At 65.1% G+C, this 18535-nt stretch carries 16 protein-coding genes; 10 read left to right on the top strand and 6 right to left on the bottom strand.

All coding sequences use genetic code 11. From position 1 onward, the window contains the following. Nucleotides 1–97: 97 nt before the first annotated feature. The 6 genes from IC66_RS0129565 to IC66_RS0129540 form a co-directional block, all read right to left on the bottom strand. Nucleotides 98–1333, bottom strand: coding sequence for an ABC transporter substrate-binding protein (locus IC66_RS0129565; RefSeq protein ID WP_028142134.1), 1236 nt, complete (start codon nt 1331–1333; stop codon nt 98–100). Between the two features lie 30 nt (nt 1334–1363). Beyond that, nucleotides 1364–2383: a branched-chain amino acid ABC transporter permease gene (locus tag IC66_RS0129560; protein ID WP_028142133.1), complete on the bottom strand. Its 1020-nt coding sequence runs from the start codon at nt 2381–2383 to the stop codon at nt 1364–1366. A gap of 2 nt (nt 2384–2385) precedes the next feature. Then, nucleotides 2386–3264, bottom strand: a complete 879-nt coding sequence (locus IC66_RS0129555; RefSeq protein ID WP_028142132.1) for a branched-chain amino acid ABC transporter permease — start codon at nt 3262–3264, stop codon at nt 2386–2388. Nucleotides 3265–3277: 13 nt separating this feature from the next. Next, complete coding sequence (locus IC66_RS0129550; RefSeq protein WP_018318824.1) at nt 3278–3991, bottom strand: ABC transporter ATP-binding protein; 714 nt, start codon at nt 3989–3991, stop codon at nt 3278–3280. Then, nucleotides 3988–4785 carry an ABC transporter ATP-binding protein gene (locus tag IC66_RS0129545; RefSeq protein WP_028142131.1) on the bottom strand — a complete coding sequence of 266 codons (798 nt, stop codon included), beginning with the start codon at nt 4783–4785 and terminating at the stop codon, nt 3988–3990. Before IC66_RS0129545 ends, IC66_RS0129550 begins: the two co-directional genes overlap by 4 nt. A gap of 66 nt (nt 4786–4851) precedes the next feature. After that, nucleotides 4852–5718 (bottom strand): IclR family transcriptional regulator, encoded by an 867-nt coding sequence (locus IC66_RS0129540; RefSeq protein ID WP_028142130.1) that lies wholly within the window; start codon nt 5716–5718, stop codon nt 4852–4854. Between the two features lie 131 nt (nt 5719–5849). Here IC66_RS0129540 and IC66_RS0129535 point away from each other — a divergent pair, with 131 nt between their 5' ends. From IC66_RS0129535 to IC66_RS0129490, 10 genes are all read left to right on the top strand, one after another. Next, nucleotides 5850–7946 carry a 3-hydroxyacyl-CoA dehydrogenase NAD-binding domain-containing protein gene (locus IC66_RS0129535; protein ID WP_038950081.1) on the top strand — a complete coding sequence of 699 codons (2097 nt, stop codon included), beginning with the start codon at nt 5850–5852 and terminating at the stop codon, nt 7944–7946. A gap of 220 nt (nt 7947–8166) precedes the next feature. Then, the gene (gene pimA / locus IC66_RS0129530) at nt 8167–9849 is read left to right on the top strand and encodes a dicarboxylate--CoA ligase PimA (protein ID WP_038950079.1); all 1683 of its coding nucleotides are present in this window, start codon (nt 8167–8169) and stop codon (nt 9847–9849) included. Continuing rightward, on the top strand, nt 9846–11033 hold the full coding sequence (locus IC66_RS0129525) for an acetyl-CoA C-acyltransferase (protein WP_038950078.1): 1188 nt from the start codon (nt 9846–9848) through the stop codon (nt 11031–11033). Before pimA ends, IC66_RS0129525 begins: the two co-directional genes overlap by 4 nt. Before the next feature lie 150 nt (nt 11034–11183). After that, nucleotides 11184–12374 (top strand): pimeloyl-CoA dehydrogenase large subunit, encoded by a 1191-nt coding sequence (gene pimC, locus IC66_RS0129520; RefSeq protein WP_038950077.1) that lies wholly within the window; start codon nt 11184–11186, stop codon nt 12372–12374. A gap of 130 nt (nt 12375–12504) precedes the next feature. Then, nucleotides 12505–13647 (top strand): pimeloyl-CoA dehydrogenase small subunit, encoded by a 1143-nt coding sequence (gene pimD / locus IC66_RS0129515; RefSeq protein WP_038950076.1) that lies wholly within the window; start codon nt 12505–12507, stop codon nt 13645–13647. A gap of 127 nt (nt 13648–13774) precedes the next feature. Beyond that, nucleotides 13775–14548 carry an SDR family NAD(P)-dependent oxidoreductase gene (locus IC66_RS0129510; protein WP_038950075.1) on the top strand — a complete coding sequence of 258 codons (774 nt, stop codon included), beginning with the start codon at nt 13775–13777 and terminating at the stop codon, nt 14546–14548. Between the two features lie 111 nt (nt 14549–14659). Continuing rightward, nucleotides 14660–15052 carry an endonuclease domain-containing protein gene (locus IC66_RS0129505; RefSeq protein WP_038950074.1) on the top strand — a complete coding sequence of 131 codons (393 nt, stop codon included), beginning with the start codon at nt 14660–14662 and terminating at the stop codon, nt 15050–15052. A 142-nt stretch (nt 15053–15194) separates the two neighbouring features. Next, nucleotides 15195–16697 (top strand): glycerol kinase GlpK, encoded by a 1503-nt coding sequence (gene glpK / locus IC66_RS0129500; RefSeq protein ID WP_038950073.1) that lies wholly within the window; start codon nt 15195–15197, stop codon nt 16695–16697. Nucleotides 16698–16919: 222 nt separating this feature from the next. Continuing rightward, complete coding sequence (locus IC66_RS0129495; RefSeq protein ID WP_038950072.1) at nt 16920–17513, top strand: GNAT family N-acetyltransferase; 594 nt, start codon at nt 16920–16922, stop codon at nt 17511–17513. Between the two features lie 307 nt (nt 17514–17820). Next, nucleotides 17821–18450 carry a glutathione S-transferase family protein gene (locus tag IC66_RS0129490; RefSeq protein WP_038950071.1) on the top strand — a complete coding sequence of 210 codons (630 nt, stop codon included), beginning with the start codon at nt 17821–17823 and terminating at the stop codon, nt 18448–18450. Nucleotides 18451–18535 lie beyond the last annotated feature (85 nt).

Raw genomic sequence — 18535 nt, 5'->3', positions numbered from 1 at the left:
GGCGCCGCATTGAACAAGATTGGCGCCTGCCGTCAACAAAAAGCCCCCGCGATCGCTCGCGGGGGCTTCTCGAGGGTCGGACTATTGCGTCAGCGTGTCACTCGGAGGCGACGTCGCCGCTGATGATCTCGCCGAACAGTTCCCACTTCTCACCCTTGAAGCGCTGCATCTGCAGCTGCGCAATCGGGGCGAAGTCGGTAGCGCTGGTGTTGATCTTGACGCCGGGCAGGAGCGTATCCGGCGCAAAATCCTTCAGCGAAGCCGCCTGCTTCATGAGATTGGCGCGGGTGAGATCGTCACCACACATCTCCAGGACCTTGGCCAGGGTCGAGGCCGCGCCGTAGCCATAGACCATGCTGGTGTCGGACTTGTCGGCACCCGGCATGTACTTGTCGACGAACTCGTTCCACTTCTTCATGCCGGGGTCGTTGGCCCACTGCGGATCGGTGGAGTCCTTGGCATAGGCCGCCGACAGCACGCCCTGTGCATTCTCGAAGCCGGCGGGCTTCATCACGCTGCCGACCGAGATCGAGACGTTGGTGAGGATCTGGAGCGGCTTCCAGCTGAGCTCGGCCGTCTTCTTGATGGTCTGCGCCGCGAATTTGGGCGTCGCATAGATCAGCAGCACGTCGGGATTGGCGGCCTTGATCTTGACGATATGGCCATCGATCGACGGCTCGGACACCTCATAGCTCTCTTCCATGATGATCATGGACGCGCCCTTGGCGCCGAGACCGTCCTTGGTGCCCTTGAGGTAGTCTTTGCCGAAATCGTCGTTCTGATAGAGGATCGCGACCTTGGCGTCGGGCTTCTCCTTCATCAGCCATTTCGCGTAGATCTGGGCTTCGCTCTGGTAGGAGGGCTGCCAGCCGATGGTCCAGGGGAAGTTCTTCGGATCGTTCCACTTGGTGGCGCCGGTGGCGACGAAGAGCTGCGGGATTTTCTTGGCGTTGAGGTACTTCTGGATCGCGCTGTTCGAGGGTGTGCCGAGCGGATTGAACACGGCCAGCACCTCGTCGCTCTCGACCAGCTTGCGGACCTGCTCGACTGCCTTCGGCGGCGAATAGCCGTCGTCATAGGTGACGAAGTTGATCTTGCGGCCGTTGATGCCGCCCTTGTCGTTGATCATCTTGAAATAGGCTTCTTCGGTCTTGCCGATGATGCCATAGGCCGACGCCGGACCGCTGTACGGCATGATGTTGCCGACCTTGATCTCGGTGTCACTTGCGCCGGTGTCGTATTTCTTCTGGGCGAGTGCCGCGCCGGAGGTGAGAGTGATGGCCGCCGTTGCCGTGACCAGCGCGGCGGCTCGCAGTGTTCTTCCAAAATGCAATTCGGTCTCCTTGCTTAATTTAACGGGACTTCAGTTCTTTTTGAGCTTGCCGACGAGTTGCTGGCCAATGATCGCGATCTGCCTTGCGCCGTGCGGCACGAGGTAGATGACGAGGAACAGCAGCACACCGAACACCGCGCCGGAGAGGCCCTTGGAGATGCTCTCCGCCATGTTCGGCACGAAGATGATGAAGGCCGCACCGACGAACGAGCCGGGCAGCCAGCCGACGCCGCCGACCACCATGCCGAGGAACAGCGAGATCGCGAGCGTGATGGTGTAGCTGTCGGGAGCCACGAACTGCACCGCGATGGCGCCGAGCGAGCCGGCAATGCCCGTGATCGCCGCCGACACGCCGAAAGCCAGCGTCTTGTAGAGTGCGACGTTGACACCCATCGAGGACGCCGCGATCTCGTTGTCGCGGATCGCCATGAAGGCGCGGCCCGACCTCGAGCGCAACAGGTTCACCGAGAGCATGTAGATCGCGATCGTGACGATGAGCGTGAAGTAGTACAGCCACGTGTCCTGCGACATCGGCAGGCCGAACGGCGCATCCGGCTTGGTGACGACGAGGCCCTGCACGCCGCCGGTCCAGTGTTCCAGGAAGTTCAGCTTCAGCAGCTGCGGCATCGCGGTCGCGAGTGCGAAGGTCGCGAGCGCGAGATAGACGCCCGACAGCCGCAGCGCCGGTTTTCCGAACAGGTACCCGAAGCCGAAGCAGACCACGGCGGAGATCGGAATGGTCAGCGCGTAGTTGATGTTGGCGTGCTCCATCAGCACCGCCGACGTATAGGCGCCGACGGCGTAGAACGCGCTCTGGCCGAGCGAGAACTGGCCGGAGCCGCCGGTCAGGATGTTCAGCGCCAGCACGGCGAGCCCGTAGATCAGGAGCATCGTCATCTGGAAGATGACGAAGTTCTTGACGAACATCGGCACGATCAAGAGCGCCGCGAGCACCACCAGCGAGGTGCCGGTGCCCAGCGTCATGGCCCGCTTCGGAACGGCCTCGACCGCCTGGTGGCCTTCTGCAACGACTTCTTCTGCAGCGCTCATGATCAAACTCGCTTGACGATGTGCCGACCGAACAGGCCGGCGGGTTTGACGACCAGGACGGAGATGATCAGCGCGAGCGCGATCGGGAGTTTCAGCTCGTTGCCGACGCCGGGGATGTAGGTGCCGGCGAGGTTCTCGAAGACACCGACCAGGAAGCCGCCGACCACGGCGCCGAACGGGCTGGTCAGTCCGCCGAGCACGGCCGCGGCAAAGCCGTAGATCAGCACGCCGCCCATCATGTTCGGCTCGAGGAACACGACCGGCGCGATCAGCATGCCGGCGATCGAGCCGATCGCGGTCGCCATGCCCCAGCCGAGCGCGATCATCCAGGAGGTGTTGATGCCGACGAGGCGGGCCGATTCAGGCACGGAGGCGGCCGCGCGCATGGCAAGACCGATCCGCGTGTACTGGAAGAAGAAATAGAGCCCGAGCAGCAGCAGTATGGTGACGCCGATCATGCCGGCCTGGTGGGTCGAGATCAGCTGGCTGCCGAGGAACGGCGCGGAGCCGAACGGGGTCGGATATTGCTTGATGGTGAAGTCCCAGATCAGGCCCGCCGAGGAGTTGATGATCGCGAACAGCGCGATGAAGCCGGCGACGTTGGTCAGCACCGGTGCCTTTGTCAGCGGCTTGAACAGGATCCGCTCGATCGCGATGCCGGCGACGAAGGAGAAGGCCAGCGTGATCACGAAGGCGGCCCAATAAGGCACGCCCCATTGCATCAGCTGCCAGGAGATGAAGGTCGAGAACATCGCCATCTCGCCCTGCGCGAAGTTGAGATGGTCGATGGCCTGGTAGATCATGACCACGGCGAGCGCCATGCAGGCGTAGATCGCGCCCGTGGCAATGCCGGCCAGGACCTGGTTGGTGAACAGCTCCATTGTCCCGGCTCCCTCAGTAACCCAGATAGGATTTGCGGATTTCTTCGTTGTTCGCGATGTCCTTGGCGTTGCCCGACATCACGATGCGGCCGGTCTCGATCACATAGGCCTGGTCGGCGAGCTCCAGCGCGAGCTGGGCGTTCTGCTCGACCACCAGGATCGACACCTTGTCCTCGCGGTTGATCTTGCCAAGGATGCCGAACAGGTCGCGCACCACCAGCGGCGCGAGGCCGAAGGAGGGCTCGTCCAGCAGCATCAGCCGCGGCCGCAGCATCAGGGCGCGGGCGACCGCGAGCATCTGCTGCTCGCCGCCGGAGAGCGTGCCGGCCTGCTGGGTGTGGCGCTGCTTCAGCACCGGGAAATGCGCATACATGCGCTCGATGTCGGAGACGATGCCGGCGCTGTCCTTGCGGGTGATGGCCCCGAGCTGGAGATTCTCCTCCACCGTCATGGTGGTGAAGGTTCCGCGGCCCTGCGGCACATGGGCGATGCCGAACCGCACGATGCTCTCGGTGGAGCGGTTGTTCAGCGGCTTGCCGTCGAACTCGATGCCGCCGGTGGAGCGCACCATGTTGCAGATCGCGCGCAGCGTGGTGGTCTTGCCGGCGCCGTTGGCCCCGAGCAGCGTCACCAGCGAGCCCTCGTTGAGCGAGAAGGACAGGCCATGGAGCGCCTGGACCTGGCCGTAATAGGCGCGCAGGTCCTTGACGTTGAGCAATGTCGTCATTGGTCCTTGCTCCCGAGATAGGCCTTGATGACGTCGGGGTCCGCCTGCACCTGGGCCGGCGTGCCTTCCGCGAGCTTCTTGCCGAAATTCAGCGCAACGACATGGTCGGCGATCGACATCACCAGGCCCATGTGATGCTCGACCAGCAGCACGGTCATGTGCCGGTCGTCGCGAATGCGGCGAATGAGGTCGCCGAGCACGTAGACCTCTTCGTGGTTGAGGCCACCGGCGGGCTCGTCGAGCAGCAGGATTTTGGGATCGGCTGCCAGTGCGCGCGCCAGCTCGACGCGCTTCTGCGTGCCGAAGGGCAGGCCGGAGACCACGGTGTGGGCGACGTCCTCGAGGTCGAGATAGGCAAGGATCTCGTGCACCTTCTTGTTGACGCTGGTTTCGCTGCGGCGAACCCAGGCAAGCTTCAGGGAGTCGCTGATGATGTCGCTCGAGGTCCTCGAATGCGCGCCGACGCGGACGTTGTCCATCACCGAGAGATTCGGAAACAGTGCCACGTTCTGGAAGGTGCGGCCGATGCCGATCTCGGCGATCCGGTGCGGCGGCCGCCTCAGGATGCTCGCGCCCTCCATCAGGATGTCGCCGGATGACGGCTGGTAGAGCCGGGACAGGCAGTTGAAGAGCGTGGTCTTGCCGGCGCCGTTGGGGCCGATCAAGCCGAGGATCTGGCCCTTGTGCATGTCGAAGGACACGCCGTTGAGCGCGATGATGCCGCCGAACACGACGCTGACGTCGCGAACCGCGAGCAGGGGCGATGTCCCCTGCGCGAGCTGTGCCTGCGTCATCTCGTCTCGCTCACGTCATTCAGTGAGCGAAGGGGCGATACGAACCGCTCCCGATGATGACAAAGGCTATCTGAATCCCTCGGCCACACGCGCAACTTTTCCTCCTGATTTCAGCTTTTTGCTGACGTCTTTTTTGGAATGCGGCATTAGACCCCCGAGCGCCGCTTCGATGTTCCTTACCATCGCTAAGAGACGCGGTCCAATGTCGTTGATCAAACGCTCTTCCGTGAAGCGGAATGCGGGCGCGCCGCAATTGAATGCGTAGGGACCGGTTCCGTCGTTGAGCCTGAGTGCGACGCCGGCGGCGCCGATGTCGTCGTGCCAGTCGCCGACGGAGATCGCAAAACCGTATTTCGCGACGGTTTCGCCGGAACGTTCCAGCCCGTCGCGCATCTTGGGCCAGCGGCTGCCGTAATGTTCGCGCAAGAGGCGCGACAGGTCTGCGCGGTCCGCGTCGTCGAGCGCCCAGAAATAGGCGCGGCCCATCGCGCTGGTTGCAATCGGCACGCGGGAGCCGACGTCAAGTTGAACCCCGACGGTCTCGCTGCCGCGGCTTTGCCCGAAATAGATCATGCTGTGACGGTCGCGGCCGCCGACGGCGACGGCGCCGCCGGTCGCGCGCATCACGTCCTCGCGGAACGGCTCGGACAAATGCCGAACGCCGAGATTGGCGAGCGCGGCGTAGCCGAGCGACATCGCCGCGGGTGTGAGCTGGTACTTCTCGAAGCGGGGAACCGGCGCAAGATAGCCCAGCTTGGTCAAGGTGTAGGTCAGCCGCGACACGGTCGGCTTCGGCAGATTGGTGCGAGCCGCAATCTCCTGATTGCCGAGAAGGCCGTCATTGGGGTGGAATGCGCGCAATACGTCCAGTCCGCGGGAAAGCGCGACGACGAAATTCCGATCGGTCGCAGTCTTCTTTCCTGTACGCTTCATCCCTGATCTGCTTCTTGCGCGGAGTCGTTGACAAGCCACGTGCTTCAAAATAACCCTGCCGTCAAGATGCGGAATTAAATTCCGCACCGCGAAATCGAACAAAAGTAAATCCCCACCAAGGAGGGAACACCGTGAGCGAAGTGGTCAAGCTTGAGCGTCATGACGAGGTCGGGATCGTCACGGTCGACAGCCCTCCGGTCAATGCTCTGAGTGCCGCGGTCCGCGGCGGCATCCTCGAGTGCATCAAGGCCGCAATTGCCGATCCCGCCATCAAGGGCATCGTGCTGACCTGTGTCGGCCGCACCTTCATCGCCGGCGCCGACATCACCGAATTCGGCAAGCCGCCGAAGGCGCCGGCCCTCAACGACGTGCTGTCCGAGATCGAGAATTCGCCCAAGCCCGTGGTTGCCGCGATCCATGGCACCGCGCTCGGCGGCGGCCTCGAGGTCGCGCTCGCCTGCCATTTCCGCGTCGCGGTGAAAGAGGCCAGGCTCGGCCTGCCCGAGGTGAAGCTCGGACTGCTGCCGGGCGCCGGCGGCACCCAGCGCCTGCCGCGCGCGGTCGGTCCCGAACTCGCTGTCAAGATGATCGTCGGCGGTGATCCCATCGGTGCTGCGGAAGCGCTCAAGAACGGCCTGATCGAGGAAATCATCGAGGGACCGGCATCGGGCGGCGAGGCCTTCGTGCGCAAGCTGCTGGCCGAGAAGCGTCCGCTGCGGCGCCTGCGCGACGACGATTCCAAGATCGCGGCGGCCAAGGCCGACCGCTCGATCTTCACCAATGCAGTCGCCGCCATGACCAAGAAATCGCGCGGCCTGGAGGCGCCGTTCGCTGCCGCCGACGCCGTGGGCTACGCCATTGACCTACCTTTCGACGAAGGCCTGAAGAAGGAGCGCGAGGGTTTTCTGAAGCTCGTCGCCAGCGATCAGTCGAAGGCGCAGCGTTATGCGTTCTTCGCCGAGCGCGAGGCTGCCAAGATTGCGGGCGTTCCCGACGGCACCAAGTCGCGTCCCGTGAACCGGGTCGCCATCCTCGGCGCCGGCACCATGGGCGGCGGCATCGCGATGTCCTTTGCCAATGCCGGCGTTCCCGTCACCCTGATCGAGACCGGCGAGGAGCAGCTCAAGCGCGGCATGGGCATCATGCAGAAGAACTGGGAAGCGACCGCCGCGCGCGGCGGCATCCCGGCCGATGCGCCCGCCAAGCGCATGGCGCTGATCAACGGCGTCGTCGGCATCGAGAATGTCGGCGATGCCGACCTCGTCATCGAAGCGGTGTTCGAGACCATGGCGGTGAAGAAGGAAGTGTTCGGCAAGCTCGACCAGTACGTCAAGCCCGGCGCCGTGCTCGCCTCCAACACCTCGTATCTCAACATCGACGAGATCGCGAAGTCGACCAAGCGTCCGCAGGACGTGCTCGGCATGCACTTCTTCTCGCCGGCCAACGTGATGAAGCTGTGCGAGATCGTGCGCGCCGACAAGACCGCGCCGGACGCGCTGGTCACCGCGGTGAACATTGCGCGCAAGATCGCGAAAGTGCCGGCCGTGGTCGGCGTCTGCGACGGCTTTGTGGGCAACCGCATGCTGGCCCAGCGCGGCAAGCAGTCGGAGAAGCTCTTGTTCGAAGGCGCGCTGCCGCAGCAGGTCGACGCTGTGGTGACGAAATTCGGCATGCCGATGGGACCGTTCGCGATGGGCGACCTCGCCGGCCTCGACATCGGCTGGCGCTCGCGCAAGGATCGCGGCATCAAGTCGGAGATCGCGGACGCGCTGTGCGAAGCCGGCCGCTTCGGCCAGAAGACCGGCAAGGGCTACTACAAGTACGAAGCGGGCAGCCGCTCGGCGCTGCCCGATCCGGAGGTCGAGAAGCTGATCGACGAGACGCTTGCCCGTCTCGGCCGAAAGAAGCGCATCGTCAGCGATGACGAGATCCTCGAGCGCATGATGTATCCGATGATCAACGAGGGCGCGAAGATCCTCGAAGAGGGCATCGCCGCACGTCCCTCCGACATCGACGTGGTCTGGCTCTATGGCTATGGCTGGCCGATCTACCGCGGCGGCCCGATGTTCTGGGCCGACAGCGTCGGCCTCAAGCACATCGCCGATCGCCTGGCCTTCTACGCCAAGGAGACCAACGACCCCAGCCTCGAGCCCGCACCGCTGCTGAAGAAGCTCGCGGCCGAAGGGAAGACGTTCGCCTCGCTGGCGGCGGCGTCGAAGGCGGCTTGATCGGTTTGGTAGCTGCTGCAATGTCGCGCTCCGGGCAAAGCTCTCTCCGTTCCCTCCCCCCTTGTGGGGGAGGGGCAGCGAGGGGGGTGGCCCCGGGCGAGGTCAGTGTTCGTGGCTGCCCCCTTCCCCAACCCTTCCCCACAAGGGGGAAGGGAGCCCGTCCGCCGGTGTCCACCTCACACGACCCGGCGATTACCGTTTTGCAGAGTATCGATCGCCAATGACCCATCCCGGCGAACAGTTTTATCCCGAGGGCGTGCGGTGGGACGACACCATCGTCCAGGGCTCGCTGCCTGACCTCTTGTCGAAGGCCGTCGCCGAATACGGCACGCGCACCGCGCTGGAATTCCGCGATCGCCCGATCACCTACACCGAGCTCGCAGCTCAGGCCGAGCGTGCGGCGGCGGCGTTCCTGCGCGCCGGCTGCGGCAAGGGCACGTCCGTTGCGCTGTTCCTCGGCAACTCGCCGGACCATCCCGTCAATTTTTTCGGCGCGCTGAAGGCAGGCGCCCGCCTCGCGCATCTCTCCCCGCTCGACGGCGAGATCGCGCTGACCCACAAGATCTCCGATTCCGGCTCGCGCCTGCTCGTCACCTCCAACCTCGCCGCCCTGCTGCCGACCGCGCTGAAGTTCCTTGAAAAGGGGCTGATCGACCGCCTCGTCGTCTGCGAGGACGATCATTGGGGCAAGGTCGGCACGCCGCAGGCGGCGATCCCGGATGATCCCCGCATCGTCACCTTCAAGGCCTTCACCGAGGGCGCGACCGCGCCGGCGGCGTGGCCCGTCGTCATGGCCGACGACGTCGCCCTGCTGCAATATACCGGCGGCACCACCGGCCTGCCCAAGGGCGCGATGCTGACCCACGGCAATCTCACCTCGGCGGTGTCGATCTACGACGTCTGGGGCAAGCCATCGCGCGCCGCGCGGGGCGAGACGATCGAGCGCATGATCTGCGTGCTGCCGCTGTTCCACATCTACGCGCTGACCGTGGTGCTGCTGTCGTCGCTCAGCCGCGGCAATCTGATCTCGCTGCATCAGCGTTTCGACGTCGAAGCCGTGATGCGCGACATCGAGGTCAAGCGCGCGACCTATTTTCCGGGCGTGCCGACGATGTGGATCGCGATCGCCGCGCTGCCGGATCTCGACAAGCGCGACTTCTCCTCGCTCGCCACCATCGGCTCCGGCGGCGCGCCGCTGCCGGTGGAGATCGCGAATTTCTTCGAGCGCAAGGTCGGCAAGAAGCTGCGCAGCGGCTGGGGCATGACCGAGACCTGCTCGCCCGGCACCGGCCATCCGCCCACCGGCCCCGACAAGCCCGGCTCGATCGGCCTGATGCTGCCCGGCATCGAGCTCGACGTCGTCGCGCTCGACGATCCCAAGCGCGTGCTTGCGCCGGGCGAGGTCGGAGAGATCCGCATCAAGGGCCCGAACGTCACCAAGGGGTACTGGAACAAGCCGGAGGGATCCACGGACGCCTTCGTCGACGGCCGCTTCCTCACCGGCGACATCGGCTATGTCGATACCGACGGCTATTTCTTCCTGGTCGACCGCAAGAAGGACATGATCATCTCCGGCGGCTTCAACGTCTATCCGCAGATGATCGAGCAGGCGATCTACACCATTGCTGGTGTGCACGAGGTGATCGTGCTCGGCATTCCCGACCAGTACCGCGGCGAGGCCGCCAAGGCCTTCATCAAGCTGAAGCCGGAGGCAAAGCCGTTCTCGCTCGACGAGCTGCGCGCGCAGCTCGCCGGCAAGCTCGGCAAGCACGAATTGCCGGCCGAGGTCGAATTCGTCGACGATCTGCCGCGCACGCCTGTCGGAAAATTGTCGCGCCACGAATTGCGCCAGCAGCAGAAACCGTCACAATCCACTAAAACCGCATCAGGAGCTCGTTCTTGACCGACGCCGTCATCGTTTCCACCGCCCGCACCCCGATCGGCAAGGCCTATCGCGGCGCGCTCAACGCCACCGAGGGCGCAACCCTGCTCGGCCACGCCATCGGCGAAGCCGTCGCGCGCGCCAAGGTCGATCCGAAGGAGATCGAGGACGTCGTGATGGGCGCGGCGCTGCAGCAGGGTTCGACTGGCGGCAACATCGCGCGCAAGGCGCTGCTGCGCGCCGGCCTTCCCGTCACCGTCGCCGGCACCACGATCGACCGGCAATGCGCCTCGGGCCTGCAGGCGATCGCGCTCGCCGCGCGCTCGGTGATTTTTGACGGCGTCGAGATCGCGGTCGGCGGCGGTGGCGAGTCGATCAGTCTCGTGCAGAACGACAAGATGAACGGCTTCCACGCCCAGGACCCTGCGCTGCTCAAGATCAAGGGCGAGGTCTACATGCCCATGATCGACACGGCGGAAGTCGTCGCCAAGCGCTACGGCATCTCGCGCGAGAAGCAGGACGAATATTCGCTGGAGAGCCAGCGCCGCACTGCGGCCGCCCAGCAGGGCGGCAAGTTCAAGGAGGAGATCGCGCCGATCACGACGCAGATGGCGGTCACCGACAAGGCCACCGGCGCCGTGTCGATGAAGGACGTCACGCTGTCGCAGGACGAAGGCCCGCGCCCCGAGACCACGATCGAAGGCCTCGCCGGCCTCAAGCCCGTGCGCGGCGATGGCTTTTCGATCACCGCCGGCAATGCCAGCCAGCTCTCGGACGGCGCGAGCGCCTCCGTCATCATGAGCGACAAGGAAGCCTCCAAGCGCGGTCTCAAGCCGCTCGGCATCTTCCGCGGCTTCGTCTCGGCCGGCTGCGAGCCGGACGAGATGGGCATCGGCCCGGTCTTCGCCGTGCCGCGCCTGCTCAAGCGCCACGGCCTCACCGTCGACGACATCGGTCTCTGGGAGCTGAACGAAGCCTTCGCGGTGCAGGTGCTGTATTGCCGCGACAAGCTCGGCATCGACCCCGAGAAGATCAACGTCGACGGCGGTGCGATCGCGGTCGGCCATCCCTACGGCATGTCCGGCGCGCGCCTCACCGGCCACGCTTTGATCGAAGGCCGCCGCCGCAAGGCCAAGTACGCGGTGGTCACCATGTGCGTCGGCGGCGGCATGGGCGCGGCAGGGCTGTTCGAGGTGCTGCAGTAAGACGTTTCTGTCATTCCGGGGCGCCGCAAAGCGGCGAGCCCGGAATCCATAACCACCAATCGGGGATATGGATTCCGGGCCTGCGCCTTACGGCGCATCCCGGAATGACGGCGGATTTGGTAAGAACAAAACTGTTCACAGGAGGATCCGATGGATCTCGCATTCACGAAAGAAGAGCAGGCGTTTCGCGAGGAAGTGCGGCAGTTCTTCCGCGACAACGTGCCGCCGGATACGCGGCGCAAGATGGTCGAGGGCCGTCACCTCAGCAAGGACGAGATGGTGAATTGGTGGCGCATCCTCAACAAGAAGGGCTGGGGCGTCAGCCATTGGCCCAAGCAATATGGCGGCACCGGCTGGACCAGCGTGCAGCACTACATCTTCAACGAGGAGCTGCAGTCCTATCCGGCGCCGCAGCCGCTCGCGTTCGGCGTCAGCATGGTCGGCCCTGTCATCTACACCTTCGGGAACGAGGAGCAGAAGAAGCAGTACCTGCCGCGCATCGCCAACGTCGATGACTGGTGGTGCCAGGGCTTCTCCGAGCCCGGCTCCGGCTCCGACCTCGCCTCGCTCAAGACCAAGGCCGAGCGTAAGGGCGACAAGTGGATCATCAACGGCCAGAAGACCTGGACCACGCTGGCCCAGCACGCCGACATGATCTTCTGCCTGTGCCGCACCGATCCCGGCGCCAAGAAGCAGATGGGCATCTCCTTCATCGTGTTCTCGATGAAGTCGAAAGGCGTCACGGTGCGCCCGATCCAGACCATCGACGGCGGCGTCGAGGTCAACGAAGTGTTCTTCGACGACGTCGAGGTGCCCTACGAGAATCTGATCGGCGAGGAGAACAAGGGCTGGGACTACGCAAAATTCCTGCTCGGCAATGAGCGCACCGGCATCGCCCGTGTCGGCGTCTCCAAGGAGCGGCTGCGCCGCATCCGCGATCTCGCCGGCAAGGTGGAATCCGGCGGCAAGCCGATCATCCAGGACGCCGCTTTCCGCGAGAAGCTCGCCGCCTGCGAGATCGAGCTGAAGGCGCTCGAGCTCACCCAGCTGCGCGTCGTGGCGGATGAAGGCAAGCACGGCAAGGGCAAGCCCAATCCGGCCTCCTCGGTGCTGAAGATCAAGGGCTCCGAGATCCAGCAGACCACCACCGAGCTCTTGATGGAAGTGATCGGACCGTTCGCCGCGCCGTTCGACGTGCACGGCGACGACGGCTCGAACGAAGCCATGGACTGGACCGCCCAGATCGCGCCGAGCTACTTCAACAACCGCAAGGTCTCGATCTACGGCGGCTCCAATGAGATCCAGCGCAACATCATCGCCAAGGCGGTGCTGGGGCTCTAGGCGTCATTCCGGGGCGCGCGCAGCGCGAGCCCGGAATCCATAACCACGATCGGGAGTATGGATCCCGGGCTCGCGCGACGCGCGCCCCGGGATGACGAAGCAAAAATTCCGGGTACGAGGAACCAAAGAAATGGATTTTGATCTGAACGAGGAGCAGCGGCTTCTCAAGGACAGCATCGACGGCCTGCTGACCGATTCCTACGATTTCGAGAGCCGCAAGAAGTACATGAAGGAGAAGGGCGGCTGGAGCAAAGCGGTCTGGCTCAAGCTCGCCGAGCAGGGCCTGCTCGGCCTGCCCTTCAGCGAGGCCGATGGCGGCTTCGGCGGCGGCGGCGTCGAGACCATGATCGTGATGGAAGCGCTCGGCAAGGCGCTGGTGCTCGAGCCGTATCTGGCAACGGTCGTGATCGGCGGCGGCTTCCTGCGCCATGCCGGCACCGACGCGCAGAAGGCGGCGCACGTGCCCGGCATCATCGACGGCAGCAAGACGCTGGCGTTTGCCCAGCTCGAGAAGAACTCGCGCTACGATCTCTTCGACGTCGCGACCACCGCGAAGAAGAAGGGCGACGGCTTTGTCGTCGACGGCGAGAAATTCGTCGTGCTCAACGGCGAGAACGCCGACACGCTCGTTGTCACCGCCCGCACCAAGGGCGAGCGTCGCGACAAGACCGGCATCGGCGTGTTCCTGGTTCCTGCCAATGCCAAGGGCGTGACCAGGAAGTCCTACCCGACCCAGGACGGCCTGCACGCCGCCGACATCACCCTCACCGGTGTCGAGGTCGGCGCTGATGCCGTGCTCGGCAATCCCGACGATTCGCTCGCGCTGATCGAACGTGTCGTCGACGAAGCCCGCGTCGCGCTCTGCGCCGAGGCGGTCGGCCTGATGGACGAGGCGCTCAAGACCACCGTCGAGTACATCAAGACCCGAAAGCAGTTCGGCGTCGCGATCGGCTCGTTCCAGTCGCTGCAGCACCGGGCATCCGACATGTTCGTGGCGGCCGAGCAGGCGCGCTCGATGTCGATGTTCGCGACCATGGCGAACGATTTCGAGAACGCCAAGGAGCGCAGCAATGCGATTGCCGCGGCCAAGGTGCAGATCGGCAAGTCGCTGAAATTCGTCGGACAGCAGGCGATCCAGCTGCACGGCGGCATCGGCATGACCATGGAGGCGAAGATCGGCCACTACTTCAAGCGCCTCACCATGATCGAGAACAGTTTTGGTGACACCGACTACCACCAGCGCCGCGTCGCTGATGGTGGCGGGTTGATCTAGCCTCGCTGTCATCCCGGGGCGCGCGTAGCGCGAACCCGGGATCCATCGGGCGGCAATACGCGCGGTGAAATGGATTCCGGGTTCGCGCTATGCGCGCCCCGGAATGACCAGGAAGAAGGAGCCGACAATGAAGAACACCCCGTTCGATCTCACCGGCAAGGTCGCGGTCGTCACCGGCTCCAGCCGCGGCATCGGCCGCTCCTCTGCGGAACTCCTCGCCAAGCTCGGCGCCAAGGTCGTGGTGTCCTCGCGCAAGGCCGACGCCTGCCAGGAGGTCGTCGACGGCATCAAGGCGGCCGGCGGTGACGCCACCGTCATCCCCTGTAACATCGCGCGCAAGGCCGAGGTCGAGGCGCTGATCGCGGGCGCCACGAAGCATTACGGCAAGATCGACATCCTCGTCTGCAACGCAGCGGTGAACCCTTACTACGGTCCGCTGCTCGACATCACCGATGAGGCTTTCGACAAGATCATGGGGAGCAACGTCAAGAGCAACATCTGGCTCTCCGCGCTCGCGATCCCGCAAATGGCGGAACGCGGCAGCGGCTCCGTCGTCATCATCTCCTCGATCGGCGGCCTGCGCGGCTCCACCGTGATCGGCGCCTACGGTATCTCGAAAGCGGCCGACTTCGCGCTGTGCCGCTCGCTCGCCGGCGAGTGGGGCCCGAAAGGCGTCCGCGTCAATTGCATCGCGCCCGGCCTCGTCAAGACCGATTTCGCCCGCGCGCTGTGGGAAGACGAAGCCAACCTCAAGCGCCGCACCGCCACCACGCCGCTGCGCCGCATCGGCGAACCCGACGAAATCGCCGGCGCGGTCGCCTACCTCGCCTCGGACGCGTCGAGCTTCATGACGGGGCAGACCATCGTGATCGACGGCGGCGTGACGACGGCCGCGGTGTAAGGTCTCTTCCACGACTTGAAATTGTATCGCGGGTGCGCTTCTCTTACCCTCCCCTGGAGGGGGAGGGTCGCTCGCGCAGCTGCGCGAGCGGGGTGGGGTGAAGCCGCAGCAATGGTCTCAACGTCAATCCGACGCGCCGCCGCGAAGAAGCTGAGAGCGAGTACGACGCCCCACGAACGCATGCTGTGGCGCGCTCTCAAAGACCTCCCCATGGACGGCTCACACTTCCGCCGCCAGGCGCCGATCGGCCCCTACGTCGTCGACTTCTTCTGCCCGGCCAAGCGCCTCATCATCGAACTCGATGGTGGGCACCACAACGAAGACGACGTGGCAGCCCGCGACCTCGAACGCCAACGCTGGCTCGAGCACGAAGGCTATCGCGTTGTCAGGTTCTGGAACTCGGAGATCACGAGCGATCTGACCGCGGTGCTCGAACGCATCTATGTCGAGCTGTACGGATCGCGCGAGGCGGAAACGACGCCCTTGAAGCACCGCCGAACTTAGCGACTTGAGGCGGTGCCTCTTACCCTCCCCTGGAGGGGGAGGGTAAGGAGCACCCCGCATCCAACCTTGACCTTCCGCCTCCAATCCGCTCCCTTTGGCGCGACACAACGACTCGTCCAGGGAAAACGCCAAGGTAGCTTCCATGTCTTTCGTCCTCGCCATCGACCAGGGCACCACCTCCTCGCGCGCGATCGTGTTTCGCGGCGACATATCCATCGCGGCGAAGGCGCAGCAGGAGTTTCCGCAGCATTTCCCGGCCTCGGGCTGGGTCGAGCACGAGCCCGAGGACATCTGGACCTCGACGGTGATGGTCTGCCGCGAGGCGATCGAGCAGGCCGGCATCGCCGCGAAGGACATCGCGGCGATCGGCATCACCAACCAGCGCGAGACCACCGTGGTGTGGGACCGCGCCACCGGGCAGGCCGTGCACCGCGCCATCGTCTGGCAGGACCGCCGCACCGCCGACATCTGCGCCAAGCTCAAGGCCGACGGCCGCGAGCCCGTGATCTCGCAGAAGACCGGCCTGATCATCGACCCCTATTTCTCCGGCACAAAGGTGGCCTGGATCCTCGACCACGTCCCCGGTGCCCGCGCCCGCGCCGCGCGCGGCGAATTGATGTTCGGCACCGTCGACTGCTATCTGCTTTGGCGCCTCACCGGCGGCAAGGTGCATGCCACCGACGCCACCAACGCCTCGCGCACGCTGCTGTTCAACATCCACACCGGACAGTGGGACGACGAGCTGCTGGAAATCATCGGCGTGCCGCGCTCGATGCTGCCCGAGGTGAAGGACTCCTCGGCCCGCTTCGGCGAGAGCACGCCGGATCTGTTCGGCGGCGCGATCGCCATCTCCGGCATCGCCGGCGATCAGCAGGCGGCGACCATCGGCCAGGCCTGCTTCCGTCCCGGCATGATGAAGTCGACCTACGGCACCGGCTGTTTTGCCTTGCTCAACACCGGCACCACGCCGGTCGCGTCGAAGAACAAGCTCCTCACCACCGTCGCCTATCAGCTCGACGGAAAGCGCACTTACGCGCTCGAAGGCTCGATCTTCGTCGCAGGCAGTGCGGTGCAATGGCTGCGCGACGGCCTCGGCATCATCAAGCACGCCGCCGAGACCGGCCCGCTTGCCGATCAGTCGGACTCCATGCAGAGCGTCTATCTGGTCCCCGCCTTCGTCGGCATGGGCGCGCCTTATTGGAATCCGCGCGTCCGCGGCGCGCTGTTCGGCCTCACCCGCAACACCGGCCCCGCCGAACTCGCCCACGCCGCACTCGAAAGCGTCTGCTACCAGACCTTTGACCTCTGGGCCGCGATGCGCGCCGACTGGCCGAGCTCGGAAACCGCCAGCGTCGTGCTCCGCGTCGACGGCGGCATGACCGCATCGGACTGGACCATGCAGCGCCTCGCGGATCTGCTGGACGCGCCGGTCGATCGCCCCGTGATCCAGGAGACCACGGCCCTCGGCGCCGCCTACCTCGCCGGCCTCCAGGCCGGCGTCTATCCCGAGCCGACGAAATTCGCCGACAACTGGCGATTAGAGCACCGCTTCAAGCCGAACATGAGCCAGGCGACACGCGAGCGGAAGCTCGCGGGCTGGGCGCGCGCGGTAAAGGGCGTGCTGGCGAGCGACGAGGGGGAGTGAGCGCGCCCAAAGTCGCGATGAAAGTGCGGAGAAGGTCGCGGCCCCAAACACTAATGTCGTCCCGGCGAAGGCCGGGACCCATACCCACAGGGAGAAGTTTTGCGAAGACTCGGAGTGGGTGTCTTCGCGCCACGAACAGTCGTGGTCATGGGTCCCGGCTTTCGCCGGGACGACACCGATTGTATGGCCACCGCTTTGGCCTGAACTGAACGAGTCAGCCCCATGATCCTCCCCGACGGCTATTCCGACGTCCCCACCGGCAAGATCGCCGCCGTCGTCACCCACCTTGAGATGACCGCGCCTCCCGTACGCAGTGACGATCCTCCCGGTGCGTGGACCCTGCGCAAGGTCGATGCGCCCGCGCTCGACTGGTACCGCGATCTCTTCCGCCGCGTCGGCGAGGAATGGCTGTGGTTCTCCCGGGCGCGGATGAACGACACAGAGCTCGCCGCGATCATCCACGCGGCGGGCGTCGAGGTCTATGCACTCGCCGTGGACGGACGCGATGAAGGCCTGCTCGAACTGGATTTTCGCGAGGCCGGTCAGTGCGAGCTGGCCTATTTCGGCGTCACCGCGCCTCTGATCGGCACGGGAGCCGCCCGCTTCCTGATGAACCGCGCGCTGGACCTCGCTTGGTCGCGCGACGTCCGCCGCGTCTGGGTCCACACCTGCACGCTCGACCACCCATCCGCCGTCGCCTTCTACCAGCGCTCCGGCTTCCGCCCGTTCCGCCGCCAGGTCGAGATCGCCGACGATCCGCGCCTCGACGGCACCGCGCCGCGGGACGCGGCGAAGCATGTGCCTGTTATCGAGTAGCGCGTGAGCAATGTAGCTCAGATGAGCGGCTGGTCCGTCGCCGCATCTCGCTCTAGCGCATGTTGGCCAAGATCGTCCGCTGCTACACGCTCCGCCGTCATCCTGAGGTGCGCGCTGTTGCGAGCAGGACGAGCGAGAGGAGAGATCGCAGATTCATGAGAGGAGCTCCGGCTGGTACATTGTCTATTGATCTCCCGTTGTTGCGTCACGCGCAATGCTCCGGTTCCAACATAGTTGTTGCAGGCAGCGTGCATTGGCGGTGAACTGGACGGCCCTGCCACGTCCAACCGCTGGAAGAGCAAAAACCATGTTCCTGATCGGCCAATATGATTCCCCATTCGTCCGCCGCGTCGCGATCGCGCTGCGGCTTTACGGCCTTCCTTTCGAGCACAGGCCGTGGTCGACCTTCGGCGACGCCGACAAGATCGCGCCGCACAATCCGCTGCGCCGCGTGCCGACGCTGGTGCTCGACGACGGCGAGGCGCTGATCGAAAGCACGGTGATCCTGGACTATCTCGACGAACTCGTCGGCGAGGACAAGGCGATGCTGCCGCGCAGCGGCACCGAGCGGCGCAGGCATTTGCGCATCTGCGCGCTCGCTTCCGGTCTCGGTGACAAGGCGGTGAGCCTGCTCTACGAGCGCGTGCTGCGGAAGGAGCAGCTCGCGTTGTGGGTCGCGCGCTGCCAGGCGCAGATTGCGGACGTGCTCGCCGTGCTCGAGGCCGAGCGCGCCAAGGTGACGACGCCGTACTGGCTGGGCGGTCGGATCGGCCATGCCGACGTTGCGGTTGCCTGCGTCGTCCGCTTCACCCGCGAGGCGCATCCGCAGCTGTTCGATGCGTCGCGCTATCCGGCGTTGGCAGCCCACGGCGAGCGCTGCGAGGCATTGGCGCCGTTCCAGGAGATCGTGCAGCCAATGGCCCCGCCGAAGGGGTGAGGCCCCGGTGCTCGGCCCCAAGCTACCAGATCGTGGGTTGCCTGACGGGCAAAACACGCCAGCGCTGGGTCAATCAGCGTCGATC

Origin of the sequence: Bradyrhizobium genomosp. III, from assembly GCF_000261705.1 — a bacterium.
Taxonomy (GTDB): domain Bacteria; phylum Pseudomonadota; class Alphaproteobacteria; order Rhizobiales; family Xanthobacteraceae; genus Bradyrhizobium; species Bradyrhizobium ottawaense.
The sequence above is the reverse complement of the archived record's forward strand: the minus strand, read 5'-3'. Positions and strand labels throughout refer to the sequence as shown.

Excerpts from the sequence above, each read along its gene's own strand:
- IC66_RS0129560 (WP_028142133.1), bottom strand. The coding sequence starts at position 2,383 with ATGAGCGCTGCAGAAGAAGTCGTTGCAGAAGGCCACCAGGCGGTCGAG.
- IC66_RS0129555 (WP_028142132.1), bottom strand. The coding sequence starts at position 3,264 with ATGGAGCTGTTCACCAACCAGGTCCTGGCCGGCATTGCCACGGGCGCG.
- IC66_RS0129550 (WP_018318824.1), bottom strand. The coding sequence starts at position 3,991 with ATGACGACATTGCTCAACGTCAAGGACCTGCGCGCCTATTACGGCCAG.
- IC66_RS0129545 (WP_028142131.1), bottom strand. The coding sequence starts at position 4,785 with ATGACGCAGGCACAGCTCGCGCAGGGGACATCGCCCCTGCTCGCGGTT.
- IC66_RS0129540 (WP_028142130.1), bottom strand. The coding sequence starts at position 5,718 with ATGAAGCGTACAGGAAAGAAGACTGCGACCGATCGGAATTTCGTCGTC.
- pimA (WP_038950079.1), top strand. The coding sequence starts at position 8,167 with ATGACCCATCCCGGCGAACAGTTTTATCCCGAGGGCGTGCGGTGGGAC.
- pimC (WP_038950077.1), top strand. The coding sequence starts at position 11,184 with ATGGATCTCGCATTCACGAAAGAAGAGCAGGCGTTTCGCGAGGAAGTG.
- pimD (WP_038950076.1), top strand. The coding sequence starts at position 12,505 with ATGGATTTTGATCTGAACGAGGAGCAGCGGCTTCTCAAGGACAGCATC.
- IC66_RS0129510 (WP_038950075.1), top strand. The coding sequence starts at position 13,775 with ATGAAGAACACCCCGTTCGATCTCACCGGCAAGGTCGCGGTCGTCACC.
- IC66_RS0129505 (WP_038950074.1), top strand. The coding sequence starts at position 14,660 with ATGGTCTCAACGTCAATCCGACGCGCCGCCGCGAAGAAGCTGAGAGCG.
- glpK (WP_038950073.1), top strand. The coding sequence starts at position 15,195 with ATGTCTTTCGTCCTCGCCATCGACCAGGGCACCACCTCCTCGCGCGCG.
- IC66_RS0129495 (WP_038950072.1), top strand. The coding sequence starts at position 16,920 with ATGATCCTCCCCGACGGCTATTCCGACGTCCCCACCGGCAAGATCGCC.
- IC66_RS0129490 (WP_038950071.1), top strand. The coding sequence starts at position 17,821 with ATGTTCCTGATCGGCCAATATGATTCCCCATTCGTCCGCCGCGTCGCG.